We start from the raw sequence: 23,786 nt of genomic DNA on the forward strand, positions 1-23,786 counted from the left end.
TATGCAGAATACTGTTTCCAAGCAGGGCATCGTGCTGCCGCCCGAACGCGCGGTGGTGGTGGACAACCTGACGGTGCGCTTTTCCACCTCGGAACGCACGGTCGAGGCGGTGCGCAACCTGTCCTTCCACGTGGATCGCGGCGAAACGCTGGCCGTGGTGGGCGAATCGGGCTCGGGCAAGTCGGTGACGTCGCTGGCGCTGATGCGCCTGGTGGAGCACGGCGGCGGCAAGATCGCCAACGGCAGCATGCTGCTGCGCCGCCGTTCGGGCGAGGTGCTGGATCTGGTCAACTCAACGGAAGCGCGGCTGCGCAGCGTGCGCGGCGCCGATGTGGCGATGATCTTCCAGGAGCCGATGACATCGCTGAATCCGGTGTTCCCGGTGGGCGAGCAGATTGCCGAATCGATCCGCCTGCACCAGGGCAAGGGCAAGGCCGCGGCGCGTGCCGAGGCGCTGCGCATGCTGGAACTGGTACGCATTCCCGAGGCACGCCGCGTGCTGGACCGCTTTCCGCACCAGCTGTCGGGCGGCATGCGCCAGCGCGTGATGATCGCCATGGCGCTGTCGTGCAAGCCGGCGCTGCTGATTGCCGACGAGCCGACCACGGCGCTGGACGTGACGATCCAGGCCGAAATTTTGCAGCTGATCCGCAACCTGCAGGCTGAAATGGACATGGGCGTGGTCTTTATTACCCACGACATGGGCGTGGTGGCCGAGGTGGCCGACCGCGTGCTGGTGATGTATCGCGGCGAGAAGGTGGAGGAGGGCACGTCCGACGACGTGTTCCACGCGCCGGCCCATCCGTACACGCGCGCGCTGCTGTCGGCCGTGCCCAAGCTGGGCGCGATGTCGGGCACGGACCTGCCGGCCCGCTTCCCGCTGGTGCAGGTGAGCGACGGCGCCGCCCCGGTCAAGGAAGTGCCGCAGGATACGGTGCCGGCCGGTGCCGCGCCGATCCTGCGCGTGCGCGACCTGGTCACGCGCTTCGACGTGCCGGGCGGCCTGTTCGGCAAGGTCACGCGCCGCGTGCATGCGGTGGAGCAGGTCAGTTTCGACCTCTATCCCGGCGAAACGCTGGCGCTGGTGGGCGAATCGGGCTGCGGCAAATCCACCACGGGCCGGTCGCTGCTGCGCCTGGTCGATGCCCAGAGCGGCACGATCGAATTCGCGGGCCAGAACATCAGCAAGATGCAGGGTCCGGCCCTGCAGGCGCTGCGCCGCAATATCCAGTTCATCTTCCAGGACCCGTTTGCGTCGCTGGACCCGCGCGTGCCGGTGGGCTACTCGATTATGGAGCCGCTGCTGGTGCACAAGGTGGCCAGCGGCAAGGAAGCGGAGGCTCGCGTGGCCTGGCTGCTGGAAAAGGTGGGCCTGACGGCGGCGCACGCGTCGCGTTATCCGCACGAGTTCTCGGGCGGCCAGCGGCAGCGTATCTGCATCGCCCGCGCCCTGGCGCTGAACCCCAAGGTGGTGGTGGCCGACGAGTCGGTGTCGGCGCTGGACGTGTCGATCCAGGCACAGATCGTCAACCTGATGCTCGACCTGCAGCGCGAACTGGGCGTGGCCTTCCTGTTCATTTCGCACGACATGGCGGTGGTGGAGCGCGTGAGCCACCGCGTGGCGGTGATGTACCTGGGCCAGATCGTCGAGATCGGCCCGCGCCGCGCCATCTTCGAGAACCCGCAGCATCCCTATACGAAGAAGCTGATGTCGGCGGTGCCGATTGCGGACCCCGCACGACGCCATCTGAAGCGCGAACCGCTGAACGACGAGATTCCGAGCCCGATCCGCATGGTCGGCGACGAACCCGTGGTGCAGCCGCTGGTGGCCGTGGCCGGCAGTGGCGCGCATGGCCACTTCGTGGCACGGCACGCCATTGGCGGCGCCTATTGACCGATTCCGTAGTACCGAAGTCGCTGTATCCCCTGTATTCCTGCTTTCCCGATAGAGGAGAAGAGATGTCCAAGGTTTCTTTCCGGCTGATGGCCGGTGCTGCCGCAGTCGGCACCATGGGTATGCTGGCCGCCGCCCCGGCCTTTGCCGCCAAGGATGCGGTGATGGCCGTGTATTCGACGTTCACCACGCTCGACCCGTACGACGCCAACGACACGCTGTCGCAGGCCGCCACCAAATCGTTCTACCAGGGCCTGTTCGGCTTCGACAAGGACCTGAAGCTGGTCAACGTGCTGGCCGAAAGCTATGACGTCAGCAAGGACGGCCTGGTCTACACGTTCAAGCTGAAGAAGAACATCAAGTTCCACGACGGCACCACGTTCGATGCCACGGCCGTCAAGGCCAACCTGGACCGCGTGACCGATCCGGCCAACAAGCTCAAGCGTTACACGCTGTTCAACCGCGTGGCCAAGACCGAGGTGGTTGACCCGTACACCGCCCGCGTGACGCTCAAGGAGCCGTTCTCGCCGTTCATCAACGTGCTGGCCCACCCGTCGGCCGTGATGATCAGCCCGACCGCGCTGAAGAAGTACGGCAAGGAAATCGCCTTCCACCCGGTGGGCACCGGCCCCTTCGAGTTCGTGGAGTGGAAGCAGACTGACTACCTGAAGGGCAAGAAGTTTGCCGGCTACTGGAAGACGGGCTACCCGAAGATCGACACGATCACGTGGAAGCCGGTGGTGGACAACAACACGCGTTCGGCCGTGATGCAGACGGGCGAGGCGGACTTCGCGTTCAGCATTCCGTTCGAGCAGGCCGCCGTGCTCAAGGCCAGCCCGAAGGTGGACCTGATCGACTCGCCGTCGATCATCCAGCGTTATCTGTCGCTGAACACGACGGTGAAGCCGTTCAACGACCCGAAGGTGCGCCAGGCCATCAACTACGCCATCAACAAGGAAGCACTGGCCAAGGTGGCCTTCGCCGGGCATGCCGTGCCGGCCGACGGCGTGGTGCCGCATGGCGTGGACTACGCCGAGAAGCTGGGCCCCTGGCCGTACAACCCGGCCAAGGCACGCGAACTGCTGAAGGAAGCCGGCTACCCGAACGGTTTCGAGACCACGCTGTGGTCGGCCTATAACCACACCACCGCGCAGAAGGTGATCCAGTTCGTGCAGCAGCAGCTGCAGCAGGTGGGCATCAAGGCCCAGGTGCTGGCCCTGGAAGCCGGCCAGCGCGTGGAGCGCGTGGAATCGGTGCAGAAGCCGGAAGAAGCCGGCGTGCGCATGTATTACGTGGGCTGGTCGTCGTCGACCGGTGAGTCGGACTGGGCGCTGCGTCCGCTGCTGGCGTCGGAATCGATGCCGCCGAAGCTGCTGAACACGGCGTACTACAAGAACGACCAGGTGGATGCCGACATCGCCGGCGCGCTGCGCACGACCGACCGCGCCGAGAAGGCCAAGCTGTACAAGGATGCCCAGCAACGCATCTGGAACGACGCGCCGTGGGCCTTCCTGGTCACCGAGAAGATCCTGTACGCCCGTGCCAAGCGCCTGACCGGCGCCTATGTGATGCCTGACGGCTCGTTCAACTTCGACGAGATCGACATCAAGCAGTAAGCCTGGGCCTGACTGGCTGTTGTTTTCCCCCTCTTCCGCACGCGGGAGAGGGGATCTGGTGCAGTAGAAGTGGTAGCAGTCGCGGTAAGCAGTACATAACAAGCTGTTCATAAATGCGGTAAGCCGAGAGGCCGCCTGCCCGTGTATGCGGGGTGAAAGGGCGGGCGGCCATCGGTCTCAAATTTCTGGTTTTCTGGTGTCAGGATGCTGAATTACTTCCTCAAACGATTTCTGGGCGTCATACCGACGATGCTGCTTGTGGCAGTGCTGGTATTCCTGTTCGTCCACCTGCTGCCCGGCGATCCGGCGCGGCTGGCCGCAGGCCCGGAAGCCGATCAGGCCACTGTCGAACTGGTCCGCAAGGACCTGGGGCTCGACCGCCCGATGCACGAGCAGTTCGTGCGCTTCTTCACGAATGCGTTGCAGGGAGAGTTCGGTACATCGCTGCGCTCCAAGCGCCCGGTTTCGCAGGAAATCGGTGAACGCTTCCTGCCGACGCTGTACCTGACCGTCACGTCGATGGTCTGGGCGGTGATTTTCGGCATGGCCATCGGCATCAGTTCGGCCGTATGGCGCAACCAGTGGCCCGACCGCCTGGGCATGACGCTGGCCGTGTCGGGCATTTCGTTCCCGGCCTTTGCGCTGGGCATGCTGCTGATGGAAATCTTCTCGGTGCAGCTGGGCTGGCTGCCGTCGATCGGGGCCGACAGCTGGAAGCACTACATCCTGCCGTCGCTGACGCTGGGCGCCGCCGTGGCCGCCGTGATGGCGCGGTTCACGCGCGCGTCGTTCATCGAGGTGCTGCAGGAAGACTTCGTGCGCACCGCGCGCGCCAAGGGCGTGCGCGAGACCGTGGTGGTGATCAAGCACGCGCTGCGTAACGCCATGATCCCGGTGGTGACGATGATGGGCCTGCAGTTCGGCTTCCTGCTGGGCGGCTCGATCCTGGTGGAGATGGTGTTCAACTGGCCGGGCCTCGGCCGCCTGCTGGTGGATGCCGTGGAAATGCGCGACTACCCGGTGATCCAGGCCGAAGTGCTGCTGTTCTCGCTGGAATTCATCCTGATCAATCTGGTGGTGGACCTGCTGTACACCGTGATCAACCCCACCATCCGCTACAAGTAAGGAGGCTGACATGACCGAGCTTTCCACGTCCGCCACCGCCACGCCGGCTTCGGCCGCCGAAGCCGTCCGCACGCCCTGGACCGAGTTCTGGCGCAAGTTCCGCAAGCAGCATCTGGCGCTGGTTGCTGGCGTTTTCGTGCTGCTGCTGGTGATGATCGCCATCCTGGCGCCCCACATCGTGCCGTACGACCCCGAGAACTACTTCGACTACGACGCGCTGAACGCCGGCCCGTCGGCCGCCCACTGGATGGGCGTCGACTCGCTGGGCCGCGACATCTTCAGCCGCATCCTGGCCGGCACGCGCATTTCGCTGGCCGCCGGCGTGTTCTCGGTGGTGATCGGCGCCATCATCGGCACGCTGCTGGGCCTGCTGGCCGGCTATTACGAAGGCTGGTGGGACCGTATCGTCACGCGCATCTGCGACGTGCTGTTCGCCTTCCCCGGCATCCTGCTGGCCATCGCCATCGTGGCCATCCTGGGCAATGGCATGGTCAATGTGATCATGGCCGTGGCCGTGTTCAGCGTGCCGGCGTTTGCCCGCCTGGTGCGCGGCAATACGCTGATGCTCAAGCGCCTCACCTATGTGGAGGCGGCGCGCAGTATCGGCGCGTCCGACTGGACCATCCTGATGCGCCACATCCTGCCGGGCACGGTGTCGTCGATCGTCGTCTATTTCTCGATGCGGATCGGTACGTCGATCATCACGGCCGCGGGCCTGTCGTTCATCGGCCTCGGCGCACAGCCGCCCACGCCGGAATGGGGTGCGATGCTGAGCCAGGCGCGCGCCGACATGGTGACCGCGCCGCACGTGGCCATCTTCCCGAGCCTGGCGATCTTCCTGACGGTGCTGGCATTCAATCTGCTTGGCGACGGCCTGCGTGACGCGCTGGACCCGAAGATCGACCGTCGCTGATTCCATGGCCAACGCTCCCATCGTCGGCAGCTTGCCGGCCGGCCCGCGCAATGCCATGACCGATGTGACGGGCGTTTCGGTCGGCCACTGCACGCTGGCCGACGGCGCCTGTCAGACCGGCGCAACCGTGATCCGCCCGCACGCGGGGAATGTCTACACCGACAAGGTGCCCGCTGCCGCCACCGTCTTCAATGGCTTCGGCAAGAGCATCGGGCTGATACAGGTGGACGAACTCGGCGTGCTGGAAACGCCCATCGCGTTGACCAACACGTTCTCGGTCGGCACGCTGGCGCAGGCGCAGATCCGTCACGCGATTGCGTCAAATCCGGAGATCGGGCGCAAGTGGCCCACCGTCAATCCACTGGTATTCGAGTGCAATGACGGCTATCTGAACGACATCCGGGCGATGGCCGTGCAGGGCCAGCACTACGACGAGGCCCTGGCCACGGCGGGCGCGGACGTCGCACAAGGCGCTGTCGGCGCAGGGCGCGGCATGTCGTCGTTCGGTGCGAAGGGCGGCATCGGAACGGCATCGCGCCTGGCTGGCGGCTATACGGTCGGGGCGCTGGTGCTGTCGAACTTCGGTACGCCGGAATCGCTGATCCTTGCCGGCCGCCCGCTGGGTGCTGAACTCGACGCCCGCCTGAAGCAACCGGCGGAGTCCGAGAAAGGCTCGATCATCATGATCGTGGCGACCGACGCCCCGCTGGACGCGCGCCAGCTGCGCCGCCTGTCGATGCGTGCCGGCACGGGGCTGGCGCGGACCGGTTCGATCTACGGCCATGGATCGGGCGATATCGCTTTGGCCTTCTCGACGGCCTATACCGTGCCGCACCTGGCCGATGCGCCGATGCCGGCCGTGCCGATGATGCACGAATCGAAACTGGACCCGCTGTTCCGCGCCGCGGCCGACAGCGTTGAACAGGCCATCGTCCACGCGCTTTGGCACGCCGAAACCGTACAAGGCCGCGACGGCCATACCCGCCGCGCGCTGCGTGAGCTGCTGCAAGACCTGCTGTAAAGCCCGAATCCATGAAGATCCTGATTTCCGCTGATATCGAAGGCGTGGCCGGCGTATTCCACGCCGAGCAAACGCGTGCCGGCAATGGCGAATACGAGCGCGCCCGCGCCTGGATGACCGCCGAAGCCAATGCCGCCGTGCAAGGCGCGTTCGCCGGCGGGGCGACCGAAGTGCTGGTCAACGATTCACACGGCGGCTTTCGAAATCTGCTGCCCGAGCAGATCGACCCGCGCGCCCGACTGGTGCTGGGCAAGCCGCGCTACCTGAGCATGATGGCCGGCGTCGAGCAGGATTGCGACGGCGTGTTCATGATCGGCTACCACGGCCGCGCCCAGAGCCGTGGCGTGCTGGCGCACACCATCAATAGCGGCGCGTTCGCGCGTGTCTGGTTCAACGGGCTGGAACTGGGCGAGGCCGGCATCTACGCCGCATTGGCCGGCGAATTCGACGTCCCCGTGCTGATGGCCAGCGGCGACGACGTCTTCATCGCCGAGACCCGGCCGCAGATGCCCTGGGTGCGCTACGTGCAGACCAAGACGGCAGGCGGGCAGGGCAGCGGCACGACGCTCTCCCCCGCCGCCGCCCGCGACGCCATCGCCCAGGCCGCCGAAGCCGTCACCCGCCAGGCCATCGCCCACCCCGAAGCCCGCTGCTTCGAACTGTCCGGCCCGGTAACCTGCCGCCTGCAGACCCTGACCACAGCCCTCGCCGACCTGTTCTGCCAATGGCCCACATTCGAGCGCGTGGACGGCGTGACGCTTTCGTTCACGGCGCCCACGGTACAGGCGGCAGTGCGGATGCTGAATTGCTGTTCGGCGATGGCGTTTATGTTGAAGTAGAGGGCGGTCGAGGAGATTCGGACATCGAACCGGTGTCGCGGGTTGTCACTTTGATCGGCTTTTTGGCTTTGATTGGTTTTTATTAATGCTTCTGAGGTATTTTCTGACGCTGGCCGCCGTACGAAAAGGAAAGGATGACGCTTCGTGCTCAAAATATCCGTCGATCCCAGTCCATTGTCCCATTTTCAGAAAATTCTTGTTTTCAATGACTGTGCCTGCGGGATCCATTTGGTATGCATTAACCTGGTAGAGGTTTCCAAATGTTCCAAGCCCGCGATGATTTATCGTCCAACGGACTATTGTAATTAGATTCATCTTTCCCGCTATTTCTTCGAAGAACAATGAATCCACGCTGGGAGGGCCACCCTCCCAGCGATAGGTGGCTATTTCCTGTCGGCGACAATAATTGCCTTCGTTCCGATAAAATGCCAGGTGGCTGGAGCTCGAATTGTTTCTCTCTATAGCTATGATGCTATCTTGTTCTAGTTTCTTGGCGGAAAACGTTTGTTTTTTCGGGGAAATCTTGGGGCAAACGGCGGCACTTGATTTTTCGTTGTCGAGTGAGAAGGCCGGTGTGCAAAATGCAACACACGCGGCGAGCAGTAAGCCTCTTTGGAAGGCCGCCTTATTGGCCGGGATCAATCGAAAGATCCAGTAAGAGAGCGAGGCGGTTATATGACGCTCTTCTTGCCGCGATTCCATGGGTTCCTCCATTCACGAATCGGGATACGGTCGCAACGTCTCCCGTGTCCGCTATTGGGTTAATATTGCGGGTAACGGTCCAGTAAACAAATGCAGACTCGATGCCATATGCCAGGTTGGTGAGAAGCAGATCTGGATGGGCTACGAAATCTTGTGGATCATCCGGAAACCTACGATTGTGTTCTTCGGTCAGAACCCTATAGTTCGCCTTGAAAGTTGTTTGAATAAGGCCCCTTCCTCGATATCGATATCCATCTCCGGTTGATTCCGCGCCATTTTCATATCTGTTTTCATAGACGTAATTCGCCAGGTTTTCCGGATTATTTTCATAAAAGTCAGTTTCTGACCAAAGTTTCGGTCGAAGTTTTCCGTAATTGCATACAACGTCATTCTCGGAAATTGTCACTGCTGGGGCACTCGCGCCACGTGGTTTTGGTTTGCATCCAAAGATCACTTTCATGTTTTGCGAGCTGTAAAACAGATTCTCTTCGACATTCCTAAATTTGCTTTCTGCTTCAATTTGCGAAAGAAAATGTGCGATTCTTTTTGGTGTTGTGATATTGTATTTTTGGGCGAACGTATTGAGATGCACTAGCAGGCTCTCGTGATAGGTGGTTGACCCTGATGGGTTGGCCGCAACAAGCATTTCGATGGTAATTAAGGGATGTTTTGCCTGAAAATTCCCCACCACCCCCACCGGATGCATATGAAACGCCGCCGGACCGGGTAAATCAGGCAGTCTCGCCTTGACCTCTTCCCACCACACCAGTTTCTCGATACGCTGTTGCTCGGCTGCGTACTGGGCATTCGCACCCGTTTCCTTTTCGAGTTCCGCGGTCAGCGATTTCCATTTGGACGGGTTGGCCCATTCGCTTTCGTGCCGGATAATCAGGCGCGACGCACGCAGTGACTGCCATCTGTCTTTCGCGGCCACGCATAGTTCGTCGATGGCGCGGTCGCCGTTACTGCCAGGGCAAATTGCCTGATAGACGCTTTTCATTAGCGGACTAAGTTTGTCCAGCGCAGCGGTGGCCGGCATGTCCTTGTCGCAGGCATAGTCGACGTACGCTTTTGATTTGGCGCATAGCGTATGGGCGGGGTCATGCGCACCCTCGATGGTCTGGAAGTCCACCCAATCCTGCGGATACTCGCGCGTGACGCGACCGCCCGCGAAATTCTGTTCTCGTACCCAGCCACTGATTTCGTTGCCGAGCATATTGGCGCTGTGCACTTTCCACCAGTTCAGCTTCAGGTTGTCCGCGCCTGGGCTGGTCTCCTTGAACTTGTGTTCCTTTCGCCGGCCCAGTTCCGCTAACGACAGCATTAGGACGACATCGGTGCGCGGAGCATCCTTTCCCTCCTGATGGGCCGCCTTGTAGAGCTTTGTTCGCGTGTCGATACGCAGCAGGGTGGGTTCGGCAGGCAACCCAAGTGCCTTCCAGCGCGCGGTGTGCGGCGAGTGTTCCTGGATCCAGGCTCGGCTCGTCTGCAGGAATACCTTGATTTCGTCGCCACAGAAGATCTCGATATGGACCATTCGGCTCGGCACTGCGTTGCTGAGCGAGTCGTACCGGCCGAGGTGGCCGAGCAACTGGCCCGCTTTGACCTTGATCGGTTTTGAAGGAACGACTACGCAGTCGAGTGCGGTGTCGGGTATGAACTCCTCGACCACCTGTCCACCATGCTCGCGCCCAAGAAATACCCAGCCGCCGACCGCAGCATCGGGCGCCACGAAGTCTCCAACGCGGGCCGGAATCGGCTGGCCGCTGCGTGCGATCTTTCCCCAATTGCCAGTGCGCTCGCTGATGCTGAACTGTGTGCCCTGCGGCAGGATGCCAAGCGCTGTGCCGCCGGCCCGTGCGGACCGCACGCGCAGGCCCTTCTGCTTGGCGGGCGCAGCGCGCAGGCCGGGCCTGGCGCGTTGCTGATCCCGGGCGAACGTCGTGACCTTGAACTCCGGTGACCAATGGGCCGGGCGGGACAACGCCTTCCTGTCCTCGTAGCCAGCCAGGTCCTGCAGGTCCATGTACAGGCTGTAGAAGGTCAGCCAGGTCCCGCGTGGAAACTCCATCTTGTGGCGCACCAGGGCGAAACCCGTGCTGTAGCAAGCCTGGATGGCGGACTGCTGGCCCTTGCCGGGAAGTTCTGTCACCGGACAGGTTCGATCCAGTCGCCACGCGACGACCTCGCCGTCGGCCATCGCCAGCACACCACCGATCAGGTCGAGGAACTGGCCAGCGCCAGCTTCGGTGATATGGATGCCGCCGTGCCACATGCCGTGGTTGCTGACGGCAAAGGCGCCACCGGGCTCGAGTCGGAGCAGGCGGTGGAACTCGTGCTCGTCGGTGACCTCGACGCCGGGCGCGCCTTCCTTTGCAGCCTTTTTTCGTAGGGGGAAGGTAAAGCGGAGGGGTTTCAGTGAGGGCGGCGAAACGGCTGTGGCATTGGGAGATGTAGTCGTGGACATACTCTTAGTCGAGAGCCTGTTCGTGGCCCAGGTCAATCCGGGGAGGCTTTTAGAAGGGTGAGCCGGGTCTTACCATCAGGCATGAAATGCGTCCCATAGCGGACCAATCCCGTCTTCTGCAGTTGGCACGTCATCACAAAGCTCAGCAACATGCCGGATTCGGGCGCTTCGAGAGCAATGTCGATGGACTTCAGCCGTGGTTCATAGCGCAGCAGCGTGGTCTCGATCTCCCGCTTGAGAATGTGTGCCGAGGCGGGCAGATGGCGGTAGATCAGCGATAGATCGCCCAGACCGTAGTCGGGCAGGTGGGCCAGGCAGCCGCGCCGGCTATTGAGAATGCGCTGGATGTTGTCCTGTACCGACAGAAAAGTCTGGGTGGCGGGATCAAATTCCTCAATGGCGACGCCATTCGCGAAGAAGCCGGTGATGGCTTCGAAGAGGCCAGGTCCGCCGTGTGTCATGTGGTGGTGCCAATCGTGGAAGGGGCGGTCTCGGATGTGTCGAAGGCGATGCCAATGCCGTCTTCCTCGGAAAACGACAGTCGAACCGCTTGCACCCGCTCGCGCGTGTCCGCGTGCATCAGCAACTCGCGCGCGAGGACGGGCAAGATCTGCTGATCCAGCAGGCTGTCGATGTTGCGTGCCCCCGAATCCGGCAGCAGGCACGCCCGTACCAGTTCCTTTGCCAGTCCTTCGTCGCAGTGCAGCGGCACGCCAAACCGGCGCTCGACGCGCCGCGCCACCTTATCGAGCTTCATTCGAACAATCGATGCCATGGCTTCTGCGGAAAGTGGCCGAAATACGATGGTCTGAAATCGCGCCAGCAATGCAGGCTGGAAATGCCGGACCAGCACCGGGCGTAGACGTGCCAACAGCGCGGCGGCGTCGGGCTCGCTGTCCGCTTCGCTGCAGGTTTGCGTGGCGGCGAGGATGTCTTCGCTGCCCAGGTTCGAGGTCATGATGATGACCGTGTTGCGGAAGTCGATCTCCCGACCCTCGCCGTCACGCATGCATCCGCGATCAAAGACCTGGTAGAACAGGGTCAGCACATCTCGGTGGGCTTTTTCGACTTCGTCCAGCAGGATCACGCTGTAGGGCCGCTGACGCACGGCCTCCGTCAGTACGCCGCCTTCACCGTAACCAACATAGCCCGGCGGCGACCCCTTCAATTGCGAAACGGTGTGGGCCTCCTGATATTCGGACAGGTTGATGGTGATCAACGATCGCTCGCCGGCGAACATCAGGTCGGCCAGTGCCCGCGCGGTCTCGGTCTTGCCGACGCCGGATGGCCCGACCAGCAGGAATACGCCAAGCGGCGACGTTTCTGAGCGCAGGCCCGCCTTGGCAGCTCGCAGGCTCTTGCCCAGCGCGGCGAGCGCCTCTTGCTGGCCGACCACGATGCGGCCCAGGCGCGCTTCGATATCGAGCAAGGTTGCCCCTTCGCCGGAGAGCAGGGTGTCCATCGGCACTCCCGTCCAGTCCGCGATGACCTGGGCGATGGCGTGTTCGTCGACTTCGGCGTGCATCAAGGACTTGTTTTTGTCTTGTACGAGCCTGGCGCGCGCTGCCTGCATGGCGGACGTCAGCTGGCTGCGGGCCGACGTATCCGGGGTAACACGCCACTGTTCGCGGAGGGTGGCCAAGGCATCCGCCGCAAGCCGTTGCCCGGTGTAGGCATCGCCAAGCTCCGCCTTCAGGCTGTCCAGTTCTGCCAGGCGTGCGTCGATCGATGCCAGCCGCGCCGCGTCCCCGCTGCCGGTCATGGCTTGATCGTCGTGCAGCGCGGCACGTTCAAGCTCGAGAGACGACCGTTCGGCGTCACACGCCAGAAGTGCGGCTGGCGTGGATTGCTGGCTCATGCGCACCCGGGCAGCGGCCGTATCGATCAGGTCGACAGCCTTGTCCGGCAATTGGCGCCCGCTTAGATAGCGGCGCGACAGCCGAACCGCCGCGCCCACGGCGGCGTCGGTGATATGTACATCGTGGTGGCGCGCATACCGGTCCTTAAGCCCGCGCAGCATCACGCAGGCATTGTCGTCATCGGGCTCGTCGACCTTGACCATCTGGAAGCGCCGCTCCAGTGCCGCATCGCGTTCGAAGTACTGCTTGTATTCGGACCACGTGGTGGCGGCGATGGTCCGGAGTTCGCCGCGCGCCAGGGCCGGCTTGAGAAGATTGGCCGCATCGGCGGCACCGGCGTTGTTGCCGGCGCCGATCAGCGTGTGCGCCTCATCGATAAATAGCAGGATCGGTGTCGCGGACTGCTGCACGGCGTCGATGACGCTCCTGAGCCGGTGCTCGAACTCGCCCTTGACACCTGCGCCAGCCTGCAACAGGCCCAGATCGAGCGCGAGCACGGCGACATCGCGGATCGCGGCGGGCACATCGCCGTTGGCGATCCTGAGTGCCAGACCTTCGACCAGGGCCGTCTTGCCGACACCCGGTTCACCGACCAGAATCGGATTGTTCTTACGGCGGCGCGCCAGGATTTCGATCATCAGGCGGATTTCCGCCTCGCGGCCGAACACAGGGTCGATCTGCCCGTCACGCGCCTTGCGGGTCAGGTCCATGGTGAAGCGGGCCAGCGCTTCTTGCTGCCCGGGGTGGTCCACGGCCGGCGCGCGCGGCGCGATATTTTCGGTGCCGGCAGCGGATGCGGCCAGGTCGGGCAGGCTATTGTCGATATGCGCGAGCGGGGCGGTCAGCAAGGGCCAGGCGTCGGGAGCGCGCAATAAGCTGGGATGCTCCGAAAGGGCGGACAGCAGATGGATTGTCCCGAGCGACGCCGATCCGTCCAGCGATGCCCGAAGCCAGGCTGCCTCCATCCATCGACCAAGACGCGCTGACACACCGGGTTTCCCGCGTAGGTCGCCCGGCAGGCGTTCTATATAGTCCAGCAAACCGTTTCGGATGGCGTCGACATTGACACCGTGGCGACGCAGCACTCTCGGCAAGTCGTTGTCGCCGGGCTCGAGCAGTGCGATCAGCCAGTGTTCGACTTCGATATTGCGATGGGCGCGTGTTTCACACAGGCAGGCTGCTTCTGTCAGGGCCTGGGCGCTGGGTTCGTCGAGGCGGCGCAAGAACGGTGTGTAGTCGCGGGAGGTCATGTCGCGGATCATTGGGTGTCGGGTCGATGCGGAGAATGGCCGGTGCCAGGCACCGGCCAACGGTCACGCGCCGGCGTCAGGCACGTTCGTTCCAGCTGTCTGCGTGGATGATGTTGCCGTCCTTGTACGACCAGGTGATCTTCTCGTAGCGCAGTTCGATCTCCTCGAGGTGGTTGTGCTTTTCGAATGCAGGGTTCTTGATGTCGAGCATCTTAGGCGTGACGCCAACCACCTTGACGCTTTCCAGCGTCGTGTTGAAGTACTCCTTTTCCTTGCCGGCGTCGTCGATCCGGTACCACTTGATTTCGACCGATTTCAGCGTCTGTCCGCTCGTGACGGCCTTGTAGAGATAGGGCGTCGCCGCGTCGGTCTCCTTGGTGAATTGAATGGGGCGGTGGACGCGCGTGCCGGTCAGCTTTCCCGTATTCGAGTCGGTCGGGATATGGACGCCATGCTCGAAGGCGACGATCTCGACGCTGCCTTCCCGGCCAGATACCGTCACGGAGCCTTTGATGTCGGCGCCGCCGTCGTCCTTGATCCACATGTATGCGGGAATTGCCATTGCTACTCCTTTTGCTGGAATGAACAGGCCGGAAGGCCAGGGGTTGCAGAACTGCCGCGCGCAATTTCGCGACAGTCTGTGACAAGTGTGATTTCAACGCGACGATTCGCCGCCCGTCCGGCGGCGGTGTCGTTGGATGCCTTGGGTCGGCTATCGCCATAACCCTGGATGGCAAAGTGGGTCACGGGCATTCCCGCGGCATCGGACAGCCAGTCACGGACCGATGCCGCCCGGGCTTCCGATAGCCGCAGGTTCGATCCCGCGTTGCCGATGGAGTCGGTGTGGCCCGCGACGAGCACGCGTTTGTCGGGATGTGCCTGGATCATTGTCACTGCCGCGACCAGCGCGCGATTGGCGCCAGGATTCAACTTGGCGGAGCCGCTCTGGAACAGCGACAGGCTGTCGAGTTCGATCGTCGACGGAGGCGCCGCCGGTGGGCTGTAGGCGGCGATCATCGCGTGGATCGGCGACAGCAAAGGCGCGCCACGGTAAAAGCCGAGCCCCAGCCGCGGTGGTACGCCATGGACCTGGTAGCCCTCGAGTACGTCGCGATGGCGCTTGAGCGTCAGCAAGGCGTCGACCCGGGCGGCATCCTGTTCGGGGGCCACCTGGCGATAGCGGGCCATGTCCTCTGTCACGCGCGCCACCAGCGCCCGGTTTTGCCAGGCCGAAGCGGCTGCGGCCGCGCAGAAGGCAAGCATCAGCCAGACAAAGGCGTGCGCCAACGCACGGGGCAGAACAGGCTGGGGCCGCTGGATCGGGATACCGGCCAGCATCGGCGCCGGAAAAGGGTACGGCGCCTGTGGCGCAGGGCGCGCGGTGGATAGCAATCTGGTCTGTTCCGAAACGAATTTGCGGAAATGCGAGTCCACGCCCTGGGACCCGGATACCGCGGTAACGCCAAAGGCAGTCACCTTCAAGGGACTGACGTGCGAGCCTGGATCGGCGCCTTCGCGCACGACTGGCAACAGCGCGTCAGCGGCCCACCGGGCGACGGCGCCGAGACGCGCGGCGCGATGCATGCGCTTTTCGCGGTCCAACGGCGTCGCGACCTGGGGGTATGCCGTCAGCCCCGGGGCCAGGTGTTCGCACAGGGTGTCGCCGTTCTCAATGTCACGCCCCGATACCCCGAACCATGGACACGCGTCGGGCGGCCCGCCGGCTTCCGCTGCATAGATGGCAAGGCAGACTGGCAACGGGTAGCCGAGCGCGCGTCCCGCCTCGGCAATGGCGGCGTGCCAACGCCGCAGGTTGCCGGACAACTCCGGAAGGTCGGGATGCTGGTCGGCAGCCACCAGCCATGCGACGGCGTCCGGCCCTTGGCCTTCACGCCAATGCCGGAGCGCGACTGCCAGCCCGGCCAGGTCGGTTGCATGTTCGACGCGCACCCAGACGGCATTGCCGGTGATCCTGATCGGATCGTCTCCGAAGGCCGAAGCCAGTGCAGAGTCGCCTAGCGTCAGCACCAGCGGAACCGTGCGACGGACGTGGGCGGGCAAGCCATCCAGGGATGTGGCGATCGATTGCAGTGCGGCCTGTGAGGGTGCTGCTCGGGTGCTCAGATGGCGCGACACCCAGCACAAGGCGACGGCGGCCAGAACAGCGGCGAGACCGAGAAACGCGTTCCAGGTATCGGACCATGGGGACCAGAACGCCAGCCAGGCCAGCGCAAGCAGCATCACCCAAATGGCGACAGCGCGATAGGGGTAGCCTTTCACAATCGGCATCTCAAGCAGACAGCCTGGCGATGGATGAATCCAGCCAGCGATCCAGCGCGATGTAGATCAGGCCCGCCGCTGCCAGTGCGACGGCCACCCAGGCGAGGGGCGGCATGCGCCACCGGCGGTGTTCCTTGCCCACGGTGATGACCATCGGGCCGACGTGCTTTCGCAAGCCTGCTCGCTCCAAATGCGCATCGATCGCGCTTATCAGCTGCTCACGGGATGGGCTGTCATCCAATGCGAACCGCCCGCGGAAGCCGAGCCCCATGACCGTATAGAAAACCAGTAGCAAGGGTACGACGGGTTGCGGCTCGGCAAGTCTCTGTTCGATGCGCGCAATCAAGGCGTCGCCTGCGTCGTAGCTCTGAAACTCACGGACCTGTAGGGGCTCCCGCTCCCAGGCGTCACGCGCCGCTTCGGATAGATGACGCAGGGCGATCTCGTCGAACAGGGCGCACAGCGCGTAGGCGGCATCCGCAATGACGGGCGACGGCTGCCCCGCAGCCTCGAACTCTGCCTTCAGGTCGGCAATGTGCCCCAGGCAGGTGGCGCGAAACGATTCGAACGTGTCGGCTGGCCTTGCCCCCTGAGCGAGCTCGGTCACCGTCAGCGCGGTATCGCGCAAGGCCAATGGAAGAACAGTGGGCAATGTTGTCATGCCGGCAGCACCGCAAAAAGCTCAAGGGAGACATCCGGCAACGAGGCCGGGACGTAGAACTGGCAGGCCCGCGCGTCGAGCATCCGGGAGAAGGCGGGATGCGAACTGTCCAGCGCAAAGTACTGGTTCTCGATCCGCACGGGGATGGCAGGCGGCAGCCTTGCCGACGGCTGCAACGGGATGCCCTGGAGGGCGGAATTGATGATTTGTTCGACTTCGTCCGGCGCACCGGCCTTGCACAGGCGGGGCATCTGCTCAAGCAGCGTGTGGGGCGGGACGGTGGCTTGCACGGAAAGGTAGTAGTCGGCACCCTCGACAAGCCGCTGGTCGTGGAGCTGACCGACCCAGATCGTCGGGCGCGTTCGTTCCAGTGCAATTGGCACTACGCGCGTCGGAATGACCGAATCAAGCAGCCGTCGGATCAACGCTTCCAGCGCAGCAAACGCCGCTTCAGGTGCGCGATGATGGTAGGCGGGTATGGCGGCAAGCGTTTCCGTCGTGGAGAAGGTCAACAGCGAACCGGCGAGTCTGGCCAGGACACGATAGAGGTGCTCCGGGTGCTGCTGCGGGGCGGCGGAAAGGCGCGCCAACTCTGGCCAGGTGCCATTGACACTGTGCAAGAGCCAGAACAACGCCACGTCCGCCACGGCGAAGTCGGCTATCTGGTCTGAGCGTTCCCGTCGACGTACCGCGAGGCTCGCGCTCTTTGCCGCGAGAATTTCCGATAGCCGGTGAATGCGCTCCGTCAGTCGTTTGCTGGCGGACAGGAACAGACACGGCGGCACAAAGGTGTGATCGACCTCGAACTGCCCTCGCGTCGTTCGGACCAGACGCGCGATCGGGCAGGTAACGAAATCGGTAGCCTGCTCGAAATCAAAATGAAGGGAAAGCGCATGCCGTTCGACGCTGACTTCCTCCTGGCCATCGCCGAGCAGATCCGCAAGGACCCGGTACTCTCGCAGAAAACGTCGCGGCCGCGTGGAGGGTGAGCCTTCCTCGACGCAGTTGCCGCCTTGCGCGTCGAACAATGGCAGGCCGATTGTGACGACGACGCTATCAGCCCCGTCAGGCACCACACCAAGGTCGCGCGGCGAAGGCAGGACGTCTGCGGTGTCGGTATCCAGCAGCGTGCCATCCGGCATCCGCACCGTCAGGGTGTCGACACTCAGCCGGTCAACGCTGAGGGCCTGCTCGTCGAGCGCGACACGGATGACACCCCAGGGTTCAGGACTGGCAATCCGTGCAACCTGCTCGTCAACATGACGTTCCCACAATGCCTGCTGTTGAAAATGTTGGGGAGTCATGAAAATCCCCTGCGTCCACAATGGTCTGCAAATCTTCATGTCGATCGGTAATTGCCGTGGGCCTACCTGGCCGGCCGCCGGCCAGCAGGAAACGCTGTCGTGCGAGGGAACAAGAAACCCCCGGCACGACAGCCTTCGATGCGGGGCGTGGTGCCCCGGCTTCAATGGATCAATTCTTCGCCTTCGGCATTTGCGAGACCAATGACAGATTGATATCCATCCCTTCAATCTGGAAATGCGGCACGATGAAGAGCTTGACGCGGAAGAATCCCGGGTTGTCCTCGATATCCTCGACGACAACCTTGGCCTCGCGCAGCGGATGCGAAGCCTGGAGCTCGTCGCCCGGATCGGTCATTTCCGTCACGAGGGTCTTGATCCATGTATTGAGTTCAAGCTCCAGAACGCGGCGGTCCTTTGTCGTGCCGATATTCTCGCGCTGGATCAGCTTCAAATAATGAGCGATGCGCGAAAGCAGGAAGATGTACGGCAAACGCGCGTTGACCCGGCTGTTTGCCGTCGCTTCACGCGTCTCGTAGAGCGCCGGCTTCTGCGCGGAGTGCGCGGAGAAAAAGCACGCGAAATCATGATTCTTGTAGTAGGAAAGCGGGATAAAGCCGAGATTGGCAAACTCGAACTCGCGTGTTTCCGGAATCAGCACCTCGGTCGGAATCTTGGCCTGGTTGCCAGTACCCAGGTCATAGAGATGGATTGGCAGATTTTCCACAAGGCCCCCGGCCTGCGGCCCGCGGATTTGCACACACCAGCCATTCCGGACGAAGCTGCGCACCATGTTCGCGGCAAAGGCGAACGACGCGTTGGCCCACAGGTAGCGGCGATGATCTGGGCCTTTGACGGCTTCGGTATAGTTGAACGCGCGCACCGGCACGGTTTCCGGCCCATATGGCAGGCGTGCCAGAAAGCGCGGCAACGTCAGGCCGATATAGCGAGCGTCGTCCGAGTCGCGAAAACTCTTCCATTTCAGGTACTCGGCGCGATCGAAGTAGTTGCCAATATCGCGGATGCTGGCCACTTCCTCCATCGATTCCTTGCCGAAGAACTGCGGAGACACCGTGCCGATAAATGGCATGTGCGCGGCCGCGGAAACCTTCGCAATATTGCGGAGCAGTGCGATATCCTGCGCGCCGCGATCAAACGCATAGTTCGAGATGATCGAGCCGATCGGCTCGCCGCCCGGGGTGTCGTACTCGCGAATATACGTATGCAGGTATAGGCCGCTCTGGATAACTTCTGGCGTATCTTCGAAGTCCTGCCGTAGCGCATCCTTCGAAACATCGAGTACCTCGATTTTGACGTTCTTGCGGAAATCGGTGCGATCGACCAGAAACTTCAGGCCGCGCCACGCGGATTCAATTTCCTGGAACGCCTCGTGGTGCATGATCGCATCCAGCTGGCGGCTGATCTGGGCGTCAAGCTTGGCAATATGGAAGTCCAGCAGGCTTTTATCGAGTCGATCCACTTGCTGGGCCGATTCCTGAATCATTTTCAGGAAAACGCTCATGGCTTGCGTGACGCGTTCGTCCAGCGAGGAGTCCGAAAGGGCGTCGGCGCATTCGAAGGATTCGACCGGACGCGTACTCGTGACTGGTGTCAGATTGATCTTCTCGCACAGGGATTCGTAGACGCTCCTGGCCGTGCCATCGAGTACGGCTGGCGCTTGGGGCTGGCTTTGCGCGGCCCCGATTTCTTGCTTCGACATGAAATATCTCCTCGAGGGCCGTTCAGTGGGTGGCGGGTCTGTCCTGCGTAATTCCCTGCAGGTCGGCTCTTAGCCGTTCGGAAAGGGCAGGGTCCTTGAGAATCTTCTCCAGTTCCCGGCGAAACGTGGCGTTGTCGAGCAGATTGGATTTGAGGTCGCGCAGCAGGTTGCGCGCCGCCATCAGCGCGCGCAGTTCAGGCACCCGGCTCGCGACGGCTTCGGGCTTGAAATCGTCCATCGAGCGGAAATCGAGATCGACGGGAAGCTCCGACCCGTCGTCGGACAGGGTGTTCTCCACTGCGATGCGCGCCCTTGGATTGAAATCGGCAAGCACCGCATCGAAGTTGTTCTTGTTGATGGATACCTTTTCGCGTTCGGCCAGCGAGCGGGTGTCTCGCCCGTTTCCGTAGTCGCCCAGGACCAACAGTTTTAGCGGCAACTCGACCTTCTTCTGCGCCCCGCCGGTGTGCAGGTCGAGCTTGATGTTGACCCGCGCCTTCGGCACTTCGTTCTGGAAGCTTTCAGCCATTGTCTGATTTCCTGTTGCACTGCAATCGATTGGTGTTCGTCCGGGCGGTGTGCAGCCGCATCCGGTGCGCGAACCCGTGGCGTTTTAGCACTGCACCATCGGTGTCGTACATCGCAGAGTTGCGAAAATTGAGAGGTAGCGGAAGACGGTTTGCAGTGGGTCAGAAAAGACGATCTCAACGGTTTCTCCAATCATGAATTCCCGGTAGCGTGCGGCATCTTGCGTGCGGCACTGCGGCGCGAACGATCATGCGGCGACCACGCTGCAACGGGAGTGGAGGACCATGGCGGATGAATGGATGCAGGTGGGACAAGCGGCGGTGGGGTTCGTCGGAGGGTTGATCCGAAATCAGTCCTACCGCCTCGAAGTCCCCGCCGCGCCCACTGCCATCGCCCTGTCGGTGGTCTCGTTCAAGGCCGTCGAGACCCTCGGCAAGCCCTATGAGGTCACCGTCCAGCTGACCCATCCGCTGGAACTGGACCGTGCCGACTACCTGAATCGTCCCGCCACCTTCGTCATCGACCCCGGCGATGGCAGCGAGCCGCGCCGCTTTGCGGGATGGATTCCGGCGTTCTCGAAGACCCGCCAGACGCGGGACTTCCACGGCTACGAGATGGTCGTGGAGCCGCTGGTGACGCGCCTGCGGCTGACGCCGCGCAGCCGTGTCTATCAGCACAAGACCGCACCGCAGATCATCGAGGCCATCCTGCGCACCCACGATCTCGAAGGCCATCAATTCGCATTTCGGCTACGGCGCGAGTATCCCGAGCACAAGTTCCGCCTGCAGTACCAGATGTCCGATTGGGACTACGTCCGCCTGCTGATGGAGCAGGAAGGCATGTACTGCTACTTCGCGCCGGGGAAATTTGGCGAAATTGTGGTGTTCGGGGACGACATCGACCACTACATCTATCAGCCGGAACTGCGGGTGCCCTATCGCGAGACGGCCGGGCTGGAGTCGGGCACCGAAGCGGTCTTTGCCATTCGTACCAATACGAAAACCGTCGCCAGATCGGTCCTGGCATCGGACTACAACCCCGCGCACGCCTACGAGCGGCTCAAGGCCGACACCAACATTGCATACAAGGATCGGACGACTTATGGCGAGCCATACGTCCACGGCACCCATCATCTGGATATGGCTGGCGCGAAGTGGGAGGCGCTGCTGCGCCACGAGGCGGCCATCGCCGGGCAGGTCGTCTATCAGGGTGAAAGCAACGTGCTGGCGTTGCGCCCGGCGCGCATCCTGCGCATGGATACGACGCTGCCCGATGCGCCGAACGGCCAGGTCATTACCGAAGTCATCCACACGGGCGCCCGCGATCAGGCTTATCGGAATACCTATCAGGCGATTCCGTCGGACCGACGCTTCCGTCTGCCGGCCGACGACACCAAATGGCCGCGCATCGCCGGCACGCTGAGCGGTCGCGTCACCTCGCCCGGCCAATACAAATATGCCTACCTGACGCAGGACGGCCATTACACCGTCCGCTTCGACCTTGACTTCGATGAATGGCCGAATGGCCAGGAAAGCGTACCGCTGCGGCTGGCCAAGCCGTTCGCCGGCGCGGTGCAGACCGGCTTTCACTTCCCGCTGCTCGAAGGCACCGAGGTTGCCATCGCCTTCCACGACGGCAACCCGAACCGTCCCTATATCGCCCACGCGCTGCACAACAGCCACAAGCCCGACCTGATCATCGGCCGGGACGGCTGGCAATCGCGCAATGTGATCCGGACGCAGCGCAACAACAAGCTGCGCTTCGAGGATTGGGAGGGGCATGAGGGGATCAAGCTGTCGACCCCTTATGGATGGCGGACGCAACTGAATCTTGGCTATTTGGTCGACCGGGAAAGACAGAAAAGAGGATCCGGCTTCGAACTAAGGACGTCCGAGTTCGGGGCGTTGCGTGGTGGAAAGGGTCTATATCTGACCGCTGCAGACCAGCCGAATGCGGAAGGCAAGCAACTCGACATGGACGATGTGGCGGAAACCTTCAGGCAGGCCACGGAGGTCCTGCAATCGCTTTCGAAATCCGCAAACGCTGCAAAGGCTTGGGCAGCTGAAGTAGACAGGCAGCGTGCTCTGGTCGAAAAACGGCTGCTAGGCCTGCAGAAGGCCTGTCTGGTTGCGACGGCTCCACATGGGGTAGGCCTGGCAACCGGTAGCGATCTGCAAATTGCCGCGCGTGCACACGTCTTCTTGACAGCAGGTGGCGGTTTCGACGTAGGTGTCCTAAAGCGGATATCTGTTGCCGCAGGCGAAGCGATATCTCTATTTGCTGCAAAGCTGGGTATTCGAATTTTTGCATCGAAAGGAAAGGTGGAAATACAAGCCCAAGGCGATGGTTTGGACCTGATGGCGTTGAAGGATATTGCTATCACTTCGTCGGAGGGAAAGTTGACCCTTGCCGCGTCGCAGGGCATCCGGCTATCGGATGGCGCTGGCGCGTACATCGAGGTTCGCAACGGCAGAGTCATCTTGGCCAGTCCCGCGGGCGCGGTAGAGGTGAAAGGACAGTTGCGTATCGAAGGCGCGGCAGGAGGCGCCGTTTCGTTCCCAAGTTGGTCAAGCACTCCGCCGGAAGGCGTCAAATACAGCGGGCGGTTCGGATTTTCGGAATAGAAACGGATGCCAGACGAGCTTTGCTGCTCGGCCATTTGTTCGCAGGCTTATCGTCTGAACCTTAATGAGAGATTTTGAAGCTGTTGGTGAGTTGATGCCTATTGATTTCGCCAGGGTACCGCCACGTGTCGTTGTTCCGAAGCCGCCCCGAATATGTGCTTTGCGATGGGGAGCCTTGCTTGTCATATTTGTCGCCGTTGGTACTAGTATTGCCGGCATTCTTTGGTGGCAAGTAGAGTCCGAGCAGTGGATGCTATGGGTAGGGGGCATCGGGTACGCGGTCGCCTGCTGGCTGTTCGCCTTGGCCCTGCGGCTCGGCCTCGGGCATCTTGCCTGCAGCCAGGCGATTGTGGAAAACGAAGTGCGAGACGAAATTGAGGAGGATTGCCATGATCGAGCCAGCAGACCCCTCGCGGTGATCGGTCATGCCCAGCGCACCGCCACGGAGGAGATGGCGCGCGCCGTTCGCATCGATCTCGGTGCCGATCCACATGATCATGCCCCCGGCCCTGATACGACGGACCAAGCCGTTCCCGCTCCACGCGCACTGAGGATACCGAATCGTCCGTTCTACCCTAGTAACGTACTGGGTGAACACGTACGCCATCGGGAGATCTGCGCCTGGCTCCTTGCAGACCTGGTCCGTGAAATCGCATGTGGTCTTTGCGCATTGCCTTCGGGATGCGTACTGGATGTTCGGCTTCGGCTCGCTGCACGTGTTGATCCTGAAGGGACTTGCCGAGAGCTGGAAGCGCTATTGTCGTCAAATGCCCGTGGCTTGATAGTGCGTGTGACACCCTGTGCAGGGAGCTTTGGCATATCGGAGCTGGAGCAATGGCACGACAGCATGGCAGTGAATGAGGCGAAACTTGTTGTTGTGGTTCAACTTCGAGACGCTATAAGCGACGGCATGGAATGTGGGCATTCAGAAGGTGCCGCAGCGGTGCTGCTTCGCCGCATAGATGCATCGGACCGATCAGCGGACC

The 23,786-nt window shown here is 62.3% G+C and carries 18 protein-coding genes; 7 read left to right on the forward strand and 11 right to left on the reverse strand.

The window, feature by feature from the left end; genetic code table 11:
• The first annotated feature begins 1 nt into the window (after position 1).
• The 6 genes from AC24R4_RS24020 to AC24R4_RS24045 all read left to right on the forward strand — a co-directional run bounded on the left by AC24R4_RS24020 (position 2) and on the right by AC24R4_RS24045 (position 7,408).
• Positions 2–1,894, forward strand: coding sequence for a dipeptide ABC transporter ATP-binding protein (locus tag AC24R4_RS24020; protein WP_400393152.1), 1,893 nt, complete (start codon positions 2–4; stop codon positions 1,892–1,894).
• 89 nt (positions 1,895–1,983) lie between these two features.
• The gene (gene gsiB, locus AC24R4_RS24025; RefSeq protein WP_400393159.1) at positions 1,984–3,510 is read left to right on the forward strand and encodes a glutathione ABC transporter substrate-binding protein GsiB; all 1,527 of its coding nucleotides are present in this window, start codon (positions 1,984–1,986) and stop codon (positions 3,508–3,510) included.
• A gap of 204 nt (positions 3,511–3,714) precedes the next feature.
• On the forward strand, positions 3,715–4,635 hold the full coding sequence (gene gsiC / locus AC24R4_RS24030) for a glutathione ABC transporter permease GsiC (RefSeq protein WP_400393150.1): 921 nt from the start codon (positions 3,715–3,717) through the stop codon (positions 4,633–4,635).
• Positions 4,636–4,645: 10 nt separating this feature from the next.
• On the forward strand, positions 4,646–5,548 hold the full coding sequence (gene gsiD / locus AC24R4_RS24035; protein ID WP_400393148.1) for a glutathione ABC transporter permease GsiD: 903 nt from the start codon (positions 4,646–4,648) through the stop codon (positions 5,546–5,548).
• 4 nt (positions 5,549–5,552) lie between these two features.
• Entirely contained in the window at positions 5,553–6,569 is a 1,017-nt protein-coding gene (locus tag AC24R4_RS24040; protein ID WP_400393146.1) for a DmpA family aminopeptidase, read from the forward strand.
• Positions 6,570–6,580: 11 nt separating this feature from the next.
• A complete protein-coding gene (locus AC24R4_RS24045) occupies positions 6,581–7,408 on the forward strand; it encodes a M55 family metallopeptidase (RefSeq protein ID WP_400393144.1) in 828 nt (275 codons plus the stop codon).
• A 45-nt stretch (positions 7,409–7,453) separates the two neighbouring features.
• Here AC24R4_RS24045 and AC24R4_RS24050 read toward each other — a convergent pair whose 3' ends face one another.
• The 10 genes from AC24R4_RS24050 to tssB form a co-directional block, all read right to left on the reverse strand.
• A complete protein-coding gene (locus AC24R4_RS24050) occupies positions 7,454–8,110 on the reverse strand; it encodes a hypothetical protein (protein WP_487523705.1) in 657 nt (218 codons plus the stop codon).
• A complete protein-coding gene (locus AC24R4_RS24055) occupies positions 8,034–10,577 on the reverse strand; it encodes a glycoside hydrolase family 19 protein (protein ID WP_487523706.1) in 2,544 nt (847 codons plus the stop codon). Before AC24R4_RS24055 ends, AC24R4_RS24050 begins: the two co-directional genes overlap by 77 nt.
• 32 nt (positions 10,578–10,609) lie before the next feature.
• Positions 10,610–11,038 carry a type VI secretion system baseplate subunit TssE gene (tssE, locus tag AC24R4_RS24060; RefSeq protein WP_487523707.1) on the reverse strand — a complete coding sequence of 143 codons (429 nt, stop codon included), beginning with the start codon at positions 11,036–11,038 and terminating at the stop codon, positions 10,610–10,612.
• Positions 11,035–13,686: a type VI secretion system ATPase TssH gene (gene tssH, locus AC24R4_RS24065; RefSeq protein ID WP_487523981.1), complete on the reverse strand. Its 2,652-nt coding sequence runs from the start codon at positions 13,684–13,686 to the stop codon at positions 11,035–11,037. The genes tssE and tssH overlap by 4 nt, the downstream gene beginning before the upstream one ends.
• A gap of 76 nt (positions 13,687–13,762) precedes the next feature.
• Entirely contained in the window at positions 13,763–14,248 is a 486-nt protein-coding gene (locus AC24R4_RS24070) for an Hcp family type VI secretion system effector (protein WP_153947830.1), read from the reverse strand.
• Positions 14,249–14,250: 2 nt separating this feature from the next.
• Positions 14,251–15,975, reverse strand: coding sequence for an OmpA family protein (locus tag AC24R4_RS24075; protein WP_487523708.1), 1,725 nt, complete (start codon positions 15,973–15,975; stop codon positions 14,251–14,253).
• Position 15,976: 1 nt separating this feature from the next.
• The gene (locus AC24R4_RS24080; protein ID WP_487523709.1) at positions 15,977–16,627 is read right to left on the reverse strand and encodes a DotU family type IV/VI secretion system protein; all 651 of its coding nucleotides are present in this window, start codon (positions 16,625–16,627) and stop codon (positions 15,977–15,979) included.
• A complete protein-coding gene (gene tssK, locus AC24R4_RS24085) occupies positions 16,624–17,970 on the reverse strand; it encodes a type VI secretion system baseplate subunit TssK (protein WP_487523710.1) in 1,347 nt (448 codons plus the stop codon). Before tssK ends, AC24R4_RS24080 begins: the two co-directional genes overlap by 4 nt.
• A 130-nt stretch (positions 17,971–18,100) precedes the next feature.
• Complete coding sequence (gene tssC, locus AC24R4_RS24090; RefSeq protein ID WP_487523711.1) at positions 18,101–19,648, reverse strand: type VI secretion system contractile sheath large subunit; 1,548 nt, start codon at positions 19,646–19,648, stop codon at positions 18,101–18,103.
• A 22-nt stretch (positions 19,649–19,670) separates the two neighbouring features.
• A complete protein-coding gene (tssB, locus tag AC24R4_RS24095) occupies positions 19,671–20,177 on the reverse strand; it encodes a type VI secretion system contractile sheath small subunit (RefSeq protein WP_153947825.1) in 507 nt (168 codons plus the stop codon).
• A 283-nt stretch (positions 20,178–20,460) separates the two neighbouring features.
• On the opposite strand from tssB, the gene AC24R4_RS24100 reads away from it, so the two are divergent.
• On the forward strand, positions 20,461–22,800 hold the full coding sequence (locus AC24R4_RS24100; protein WP_487523712.1) for a type VI secretion system Vgr family protein: 2,340 nt from the start codon (positions 20,461–20,463) through the stop codon (positions 22,798–22,800).
• Positions 22,801–23,053: 253 nt separating this feature from the next.
• Here the strand turns inward: AC24R4_RS24100 and AC24R4_RS24105 are convergent, their stop codons facing one another.
• On the reverse strand, positions 23,054–23,299 hold the full coding sequence (locus AC24R4_RS24105; protein ID WP_487523713.1) for a hypothetical protein: 246 nt from the start codon (positions 23,297–23,299) through the stop codon (positions 23,054–23,056).
• Positions 23,300–23,786 lie beyond the last annotated feature (487 nt).

It is taken from the genome of Cupriavidus sp. CER-90, from assembly GCF_057652055.1.